Annotated in this window: 9 protein-coding genes; 3 read left to right on the forward strand and 6 right to left on the reverse strand. The window is 60.9% G+C overall.

Translation table 11 applies throughout. The features are described from left to right. The 3 genes from ACFE0K_RS09420 to mrcB all read right to left on the reverse strand — a co-directional run. A partial coding sequence (locus ACFE0K_RS09420; protein ID WP_434535822.1) for a YbaK/EbsC family protein occupies positions 1-282 on the reverse strand: 282 nt, incomplete at its 3' end. Beyond that, on the reverse strand, positions 279-740 hold the full coding sequence (locus ACFE0K_RS09425) for a tetratricopeptide repeat protein (RefSeq protein WP_434535823.1): 462 nt from the start codon (positions 738-740) through the stop codon (positions 279-281). The genes ACFE0K_RS09425 and ACFE0K_RS09420, both read right to left, overlap by 4 nt. 170 nt (positions 741-910) lie before the next feature. Further along, positions 911-3148, reverse strand: a complete 2238-nt coding sequence (gene mrcB / locus ACFE0K_RS09430) for a penicillin-binding protein 1B (RefSeq protein WP_434535824.1) — start codon at positions 3146-3148, stop codon at positions 911-913. Between the two features lie 516 nt (positions 3149-3664). On the opposite strand from mrcB, the gene ACFE0K_RS09435 reads away from it, so the two are divergent. The 3 genes from ACFE0K_RS09435 (at position 3665) to ACFE0K_RS09445 (ending at position 6063) form a co-directional block, all read left to right on the forward strand. After that, positions 3665-4669: an adenosine kinase gene (locus ACFE0K_RS09435; protein WP_434535825.1), complete on the forward strand. Its 1005-nt coding sequence runs from the start codon at positions 3665-3667 to the stop codon at positions 4667-4669. Positions 4670-4774: 105 nt separating this feature from the next. Then, a complete protein-coding gene (locus ACFE0K_RS09440) occupies positions 4775-5107 on the forward strand; it encodes a Rieske (2Fe-2S) protein (protein ID WP_434535826.1) in 333 nt (110 codons plus the stop codon). Then, on the forward strand, positions 5104-6063 hold the full coding sequence (locus ACFE0K_RS09445) for a serine/threonine protein kinase (protein ID WP_434535827.1): 960 nt from the start codon (positions 5104-5106) through the stop codon (positions 6061-6063). The genes ACFE0K_RS09440 and ACFE0K_RS09445 overlap by 4 nt, the downstream gene beginning before the upstream one ends. A gap of 220 nt (positions 6064-6283) precedes the next feature. On the opposite strand, the gene sfsA is transcribed toward ACFE0K_RS09445, so the two are convergent. From sfsA to ACFE0K_RS09460, 3 genes are all read right to left on the reverse strand, one after another. Then, positions 6284-7003, reverse strand: coding sequence for a DNA/RNA nuclease SfsA (gene sfsA, locus ACFE0K_RS09450; RefSeq protein WP_434535828.1), 720 nt, complete (start codon positions 7001-7003; stop codon positions 6284-6286). After that, positions 7000-8166, reverse strand: a complete 1167-nt coding sequence (locus ACFE0K_RS09455; protein ID WP_434535829.1) for an aminotransferase class I/II-fold pyridoxal phosphate-dependent enzyme — start codon at positions 8164-8166, stop codon at positions 7000-7002. Before ACFE0K_RS09455 ends, sfsA begins: the two co-directional genes overlap by 4 nt. Before the next feature lie 96 nt (positions 8167-8262). Beyond that, the coding region (locus ACFE0K_RS09460; protein WP_434535830.1) for a hypothetical protein at positions 8263-8990 on the reverse strand (728 nt) is incomplete at its 5' end.

Raw genomic sequence — 8990 nt, forward strand, 5'->3', positions numbered from 1 at the left:
GCCTGTCAGGCGCTGCGCCCTGTCACCCGGACACATGGCCGCCTTCTTTCCACCATGGGCCCTGGCCAGACATTTCAGATCCAGTTGATGCGCCACCGGCACCATGGCCACCACCGGCTGCTCATCCACCAGCGCCAACAGCGTCTTGAAGACCGTTTCCGGAGGCAGCTGCAAGGCGTCCGCCGCTTCCAGCCCGTAGCTTTGCGCCTTGGGATCATGATCGTAACTGTGCAATTGAAAGGAAACGCCGGCTTTTTTCGCAGCCTGCACCGCCGGTGTCATACCGGCCTGGCTTTCGGATTGCGCAACTCCGCTGCCTTGCTGCGGGCCTGACGGGCGCCGGATTTGTCACCCTGGCGATCACGGGCAGTAGCCACCAGATCCCACAAGCCAGCCCGGTAATCGTCATGGTCGGGAGCCAGGCGCAACGCCTTCAATGCGAAGCCTTCTGCGCCGCGGGGATCGCCCTCGGAAAGCCGCAAGCCCGCCAGCTCCTTGTACAACCAGGAGGAGTCCGGGGCGATATTCAGGGCACGCTCCAGATAACGCTCTGCAGCCGATGTCTGGCCCTGCTGACGGGCCTGTTCCGCCCGACTCAACAGACCCAGTGCCGGCGAGCCTTCCAGTTCCTGACTGGCGGTCATCGGCTCTGCGGGTTCCTCCACCGGAGGACGGACCGCACAGCCCGCCAGCACCATACTGATCAGCATCAGCTGAACAAGCCTTTGCACATTCAACATCCTGACTATCCTTAAAAGCGCACCCTGCAAGACCCGGTTACGACTGTAGGAGCTTGCTTGCAAGCGAACCGACCATCGGGCCATCGGTTCGGCTGCAGGCAGCCTCCTACAGGAAACGGGGCTTGCCTCAGTAAACTCTGCGTTCTCTGTGGTAAAAATCTGATTTTAAGCTAGTCAAACAGCCCCTTGAACCAGCCCTTGATGCCTTTCCCCGCTTCTTTTACCGAGCCACAGCCATCGCTGTCCTGGGGAATCGAGACTTCCAGCATCGGGTAACGACGGGCATCGCCGCAGCCCTCGGCACTGACGCGCCTGCCATCCGGGTTCATCCATACCCATTCCACGCCAGCGGGTGGCGTCTGCGACAGGCTGCGCTGGGGTAGCTTGCCCATCAGCTGCGCCCATACCGGCAAGGCACCGCTGGAGCCGGTAATACCCGCATTCTGGTTATCATCCCGGCCCACCCAGACTACCGCCAGATGGTTGGCAGAGAAACCGGCAAACCAGGCGTCACGGAAATCATTACTGGTGCCGGTCTTGCCTGCCACCTTGAGATCCTGCGGCAGCGACGCCCGGGCAGCACGGCCGGTGCCTTTCTCGACCACCTGCTGCATGGCCCACTGGGTCAGGAAAGCCGGGCCGGCATCCACCACCTCGTCGGTATTGACCGGGTAACGGGCCAACGGTTTGGCTTCCTTGTCGAGCACATCGGTAATGGAGCGCAGGCGAGTGCTGAAACCGCCCGTTGAGAGAGGCTGGTACATCATCGCCACCTCGAACGGAGTCAATTCCAGGCTGCCCAGCAGAATACTGGGGTAAAGGGGAATATTGCGGGTCACCCCCAGGGTATTCATGGTGCCGGCCACCTTGTCCAGACCCACATCCAGGCCCAGGCGAGCGGTACCCTGGTTGCGCGAATAGGTCAGCACATCCACCACCGGCATGGCGCCACGGGACTGGTTGTCGAAGTTCTGCGGCGACCAGGTCGTGCCATTGGGCAGCGTCACTTCCACGGGCCCGTCTTCCACCAGGGTAGCCAGGGACCATTGCTTGGGCTGGCTCACCGCTGACAGCACCACCGCCGGCTTGGCCAGCGAGCCGATCGGGCGCTGGGCATCCAGGGCCCGGTTGAAACCGGCCTCCCGGGAGCTGCGATTGCTGACCAGCGCCAGCACATCGCCCTGGGCTGGCGCCACCACTACCACGGCACCATTCAGCTTTTTGCTTTCGTCAGGATCGCGGCGGTCCAGATGATCGCGCAGCGCCCCTTCGGCCGCGAGCTGGGCCAGCACATCCAGGGTCGAGTGAATACGCAGCCCCTCATCGCTGAGCACCTCCGGCGGGTAATCCCGGGCCAGCTGACGGCGCACCAGATCAATAAAGGCAGGGAACGCATAAAGCGCAGAGGCACCACGCGGCACCACTTCCAGGGAGCGGTTGCTGTACTTGTCGTAATCCGCTTTCGACAGGGCTCCCTCATCCATCGCCACCTTCAATACCGTGTTGCGACGATCAAGGGAACGCTCCGGGTGACGGCGCGGGTCATACCAGCTGGGCCCCTTGAGCAACGCCACCAGGGTGGCCAGATGATGGGGCTCCAGCTCTTCCAGCGGGCGACCGAACAGGAACTGGGCACCCAGCCCCATACCATGGATGGCGCGGGCACCGTCCTGCCCCAGATATACCTCGTTAAGGTAAGCCTCGAGAATCTGCTCCTTGCTGTAATGCAGCTCCAACAGCATGGCCATGGGCATTTCCAGCAGCTTGCGCGACAGGGTGCGCTCGGAAGTGAGCCAGAAATTCTTCACCAGTTGCTGGGTCAAGGTGCTGCCGCCCTGCACCAGCCGACCGGCTTTGACGTTCGCCAGCATGGCTCGGGCCAGGCCGCGCAGGGAAATACCGTGGTGGTCGTAGAAGGCCTGATCTTCCGTGGCGATCAGCATCTCCACCAGCAGCGGCGGCACCTTGTCCAGCGGCACCAGCACCCGGTCTTCCGCATGCTGGGGATGGATACTGCCGATCTGCAGCGGTTCCAGGCGTGCCAGACGATCACCGCCGGCCTCCAGGGACCGAATCTGGCCACCGGACAAACTCAAACGGATACGCTCCGCCTTTTCGCCGCCATCGCTGTCGTTGAAACCGCGGGTGTGCAGCAGCAGGCTGTTGCCCTGCACCGCATAGCTGCCAGGAGTGGCAGCGCGGGAATCGCGCCGGTAGCGCATCAGATCCAGCAGCTTGAGCATGTCCTCGCGGGATAGCACGCGGCCTTCATAAAGCTCTACGGGTCGCGCATACACCCGCGCCGGCAATTGCCAGACATGAGCATCAAAACGCTCGCGCACCAACGCATCCAGGTAGGCCAGTCCTGCCGCCCCCAACACCAGGGAGACCAGCGCCACCTTGCCCACAAAGGACCAGCTGAACCAGCGGCGCCGTTGCCCGCTGCTGTTTTTTTTCCGACTAGGTTGCCGCCGCGATCGCGCGGGGGACTTTTTCGCTTTTTTCGCCATGGCACGGAGTATAGAGAAAAGTGTGAGTGTTTTATGAGTCTCTCTTGCCTTATCCGTTCCCTTCACAGTGATTTGAGTAAATTTTGCAACCGGACCCGGGGCGCCCATAATAGCCGCCCTGGGAGCCTCTGAATAACGCCTTGCGTGCTCAGTCTTTCAGGCTGGTCTGCAATCTAGGCGCAATGTTGAAGGTGTGTGTCCACCCATCGGGACATTGCAACAACGAGTGCGGGCCAGCCTGGAAGACCCGTAGGGCGCGACCTGAAGGGCACACCTGCTGTGTTTTGTCGCTAGGAAAGGGAACCACCCTGTCCGTCCCGACAAAACACAACAGCTGCACCCTTCAGGCCACGCTGAGTACGCAAGGAGTTATCCAGAGGCTCCCTCTTGCCTGAATCAGAACACGGAGCCTCCATGACGAAAAAATACGACGTTTATGCCCTCGGCAACGCCCTGGTGGATACAGAAATCGAGGTCAGCGACGCCTTCCTTGAGCGCATGGAGGTGGGCAAGGGCCTGATGACACTGGTGGACGAAGCCCGCCAGGCGGAACTGATTACCGCCCTGGCCGACGAAGCCGAGCCCCACAAGCAGACCAGTGGCGGCTCCGCCTGCAACACCGTAGTGGCCACCCGCTACTTCGGTGGCAACAGCTACTACGCCTGCAAGGTGGCCGACGACGTCACCGGCGACATCTTCGTCAACGATCTCACCGCCGCCGGCGTGGACACCAATATGAATGGCAACCGCGACACCGGCATTTCCGGCAAGTGCCTGGTGATGTTGACCCCGGACGCAGAACGCACCATGAACACCTTCCTGGGGATTTCCAGCCAAGTGTCCGAAGCGGAGCTGGACGAAGCCGCCATCGCTGCCAGCCACTATGTGTACCTGGAAGGCTATCTGGTCAGCGGCGACAGCTCTCGGGCAGCGGCCATCAAACTGCGCCAGCTGGCCGAGAAGCATGGTGTAAAAACCTCTCTGACCTTCTCCGACCCGGCCATGGTGCAGTTCTTCAAGGACGGCCTTTCCGAAATGCTCGGCGACGGCGTGGATCTGCTGTTCTGCAACGATGCCGAAGCCACCAGCTACACCGATACCGACAGCCCTGAGGCTGCTCTGGAAAAACTTAGAAGCGTATGCCGCTCTGCGGTTATCACCCTGGGCGCGAAAGGCGCACTGGTATGGGATGGCGAGCAGACCCATCGCATCGATCCGGTGCCGGTGAAGGCCATCGACAGTAACGGCGCCGGCGACATGTTTGCCGGTGCCTTCCTGTACGCCATCACCCACGGACACGATTTTGCTTCTGCCGGCAAGCTGGCCGCTGCGGCTGCCGCCCGGCTGGTGACCGAATTCGGCCCACGCCTTTCAGCGGACGTGCATCAGGAAATGCGCCAGGCCGTCCTTGGCGACTAATCGCCACTTATCGAAGGGCAGACATGGCCGCAAGCCATCTCTGCCTACCCCAAAAACGGCGGGGATGCGCGGCACCCCGCCCGATGAACAGCACACAGGTACGCCATGGAACACATCTGCAATGTGAACGACATCGAACACGAGAGCGCGCGGGAATTCCAGAAAGACGGCCAGCCCGTCATCGTGGTCAAATTTGATGGGCAGATTCACGCTTACATCAACTGGTGCCCGCACCTGGGCATCGAGCTGAACTTCATGCCCGACCAGTTCATGGACAGTGACAACCAGTTCATCATGTGCGCTAACCACGGTGCCCTGTTCGACATTGATACTGGCGACTGCCTGTCCGGCCCCTGCAGCGGCGACAAACTGATCCCGGTCCCGCTGGCAGTGCGCGGCGACGAAGTCTGGCTTGGCGAGGTAACACAACCGGCATGAGCCACCCCTTTGATAACCTTACCCCGGATTACATGCTGGACGCGGTAGACGCCGCCGGCTTCCTCAGCGACGGCCGACTGCTACAACTGAACAGCTTCGAAAACCGGGTGTACCAGGTGGGCCAGGAAGAGGGCCCGCCGGTCATCGTCAAGTTCTACCGCCCGCAGCGCTGGAGCGACGAACAGATTCTCGAAGAACACGCCTTCAGCCTGTTCCTGGTAGAGCGGGACCTGCCCGTGGTTGCGCCCATCGAAAAGAATGGCACCACCCTGTTCCACTGCGACGACTTTGCCTTTGCGGTGTTCCGCAGAGCGGGTGGCCACGCGCCGGAGCTGGACAACGACAACCATCTGGAACAACTCGGCCGCACCCTGGCGCGCTGGCATGCCTGCGGCAGTGATCGGCCGTATCAGCGCCGTCACACCATGGACCCGGTCGCCGACATTCGTGCCGCCAGCACCTTTCTGATCAATGACGTGGTGGACCTGAATTACCGCAGCCAGTATCGGGACGTCTCGGGCCAACTGCTGGAGACAATCGAGCAACGCCTTAGCGATGTGGATTTCCCGCTGCTCAACGTGCACGGCGACTGCCACACCGGCAACATCCTGTGGCGCGATGACAAACCGCATTTTGTGGATCTGGACGACAGCCTGCGCGCGCCCGCCATGCAGGATCTATGGATGCTGCTGTCCGGCGAACAGGACGAGCAACAACACCAGCTACGGGTCCTAGCCAGCGGTTACGACACCTTTCTGCCCTTCCCCTGGCAGCAGGTATCCCTGATCGAGCCATTACGCACACGCCGCATCATCTGCTACGACGCCTGGCTGGCCAAACGCTGGGACGACCCGGCCTTTCCGCCAGCGTTTCCCTGGTTTGAATCCATGAGCTACTGGCGGGATCAAACGGAGCTGTTACAGCAGCAACTGCGCAATTTGCAGACCCCGCTGTAGAAAACCTTTTCGCGACAGGACCAAAAAAAGACAGCCGGCACCGTGTTTTCTACAAAGCCGCTGTAGGAGTTCCTCTCGAGGGACGAATCCGAGCCCCGGCGAGGAAAAGGCCAGGCAGCTGCTGACCGGTCGCTCTGGAGCCCCCGGTTTACAGCAACGACGTTGCTGGCCTACAGGCGTTTCCCACGCTAACGCGTGGTTCGTCCCTCGAGAGGAACTCCTACAACTGTATCGGCAAGGGGCATTCCAGCCGAAAGCCGTCTGGCGATAACGCCACCTTCCACGCCAACACGTCCACCCCCTTCTGCACCGCTTCACGCAGTAGCTGCCCATAACGGGCATCGATCTCATCCGCCGGCCGGGCGGCAGCCGCGCCGCTGTGCTGCACACAGAAAAACAGCACCGCCCGCTTTCCGGATGCCACCACCTCCATCAGCGTCAGCAGATGTTTCTGGCCCCGCTCGGTAACGGAATCCGGGAAGGCGATCATGCCATCATCCGTGTCATCAGGCCCCGGCCCCAGTGTCACGTTTTTCACCTCAATAAAGGTGTGGGGATCGCTGCGCTCTCCCAATGCCAGATCAAAGCGGCTGTCGCCGTATTTCACTTCCCGTTCCACACCGGTGCCGGGACCCAGCTCGTCAACACGGCCGCTGCGGACCGCTTCTTCCACCAGCGCATTGGGGCGGCTGGTATTGACCCCGGCCCAATGGCCATGGCCCACCTGCAAAGCTTCCAGGGTATGGCGATATTTGCGTTTGGGATTACCACTGTCGGAAATCAGCGCCTGCTGGGGCTCCCCCAGAACGCAGTTCTTCATGGAGCCGGTATTGGGGCAATGCACGGTCATTTCACTGCCATCGGCGCGCACCACATCCGCCATGAACCGCTTGTAGCGGCGCAATAGGGTGACCTTTTCCAGGGGAGGGTCGAAGTTCACAGGGACTCCAGGTAATGACCGAGCCGGTGCAGGGCATCCACAAGACGCGACTCGGCACAGGTGTAGGCCAACCGCACATAGCGATGATGATCATGGCCATCACCGAAATCCAGCCCCGGCGTCATGGCGACTTTTTCCTTTTCCAGCAGGTCCGCACAGAAGGCGAAGCTGTCGGTGGTCCAGCCGCTCACATCCACATACACATAGAAAGCCCCGTCAGCATTGGACACCACCGGCAACTTCAGATGGGCAAGCCCATTAAGCAGACACTGGCGGCGACGGGCAAACAGCTGATGACGCTGTTCCAGGATAGTCAGCGTCGGCTCCTGCAGCGCAGCGATAGCACCGTACTGTGCCGGCGTGGAGGGCGCCAGAAACAGATTCTGGGCCAACCTCTCAATCGCCGGCACCAGCGGCTCCGGCGCTACCAGCCAGCCCAGCCGCCAGCCGGTCATGCAGAAATATTTACTGAAGCTGTTGATCACCATCACCTGGTCGGTACGCGACAGCACCGACTCTGCCGGTCCGTGATAGCAGAGCCCCTGATAGATTTCGTCCACCAGCAGCAACCCATCTCGTTGTACCGCCCCCTCAGCCATGGCCTGCAGGGTGTCCAGTGACAGCATATTACCGGTGGGATTATCCGGGCTGGCCACCATGGCCAGGCGGGTATCCGGCTGCCAGGCCCCCAGCAGCTCACTGGCCGTCAGGGTGAAGTGATTGTCTGCCTTTAATACCAGCGACTGCGGTTTACCACCCACCAGATTCACGAACTGGCGATTACAGGGGTAGCCCGGATCGCTCAGTAATACGCCGTCACCGGGATTGATCAGAGCCGCCAGCGCCAATTGCAGCGCCCCCGAAGCGCCTGGCGTCACCACGATCTGAGCCGGCGACACGTTAGCGGAAAACCGCTCCCGATAATCATCGGCGATGGCCTGGCGCAAAGCGGGCAGCCCTGCCGCCGGCGTGTAGCCAGTCCCCCGATCACGGGTAGCGGCAGCGATGGCTTCGAGAACCGGCGCCGGGGTTTCAAAATCCGGCTCCCCCACTTCCAGATGAATCACATCGTGTCCCTGAGCAGCCAGTTGCTGGGCTCGTTCCAGCAGCGCCATAACATGAAAGGGCGGGACCTGTTCGGCGAAATGCGACAGCGTTATCACAAGATTCCTCTTTCCTATAAGGGTGGCATGGCTATAATCGGCCAGATTTTCACCAACGGGTGACAAGACTTACCCGGAAGGGGTAAGGTCAAAAGATTACATTACGCCCGTGCTTGGTGATATCAAGCGGGCCCCCAGGGATAGTGGGACAGGATAGAGAGTCGAGAAGATGCTAAGGGAGTTACTCAAAATGGCCACCGGCAAAAAGAAAGCCCCGAAAAAGGCGGCTAAAAAACAAACTACCGGGTCTTCTTCCAGCAGCAAGAAAGCCACTTCATCCAACGCTGCCCGCAAAGCGCCAGCCAAGAAAGCTGCCGTGAAGAAGGCCCCGGCCAAAAAAGCAGCGGCGAAAAAAGTGGCTGCAAAGCCTGCGGCGAAAAAGGCCCCAGCCAAAACCGCAGCCAAAAAAGCTGCCGTAAAGAAACCCGCTACCAAGCCTGCCGCTAAAAAGGCGCCGGCCAAGAAGGCCACTGTGAAGAAAGCTACTCCCAAGAAAGCGGTCGCCAAGAAAACGGCGCCGGCGAAAAAAACCGTGACTGCAAAGCCCGCAGCCAAGCCTGCCGCAAAGAAAGCCGCCGCGAAGAAAGCACCGGCCAAAAAAACCGCAGCAAAGTCACCGGCCAGCAAGCCTGCGGCAAAGCCGGCCGCCAGCAAGACCCAATCAACCGCTGCCAGCGCCAAACCGGCGAAGGCCAGCAAACCCGCTGCCAGAAAGACGGCAGCAAAGAAAGCAGCACCGGCTGCACCCAGAACAAAACTGCCAACCTTCGGGAAGGCATCCGCAGCGGCCCGGGCCGCTGCCAGAGACGCATCGAATACCGGTA

Origin of the sequence: Alcanivorax sp. (assembly GCF_051117345.1) — a bacterium.
Taxonomy (GTDB): domain Bacteria; phylum Pseudomonadota; class Gammaproteobacteria; order Pseudomonadales; family Alcanivoracaceae; genus Alcanivorax.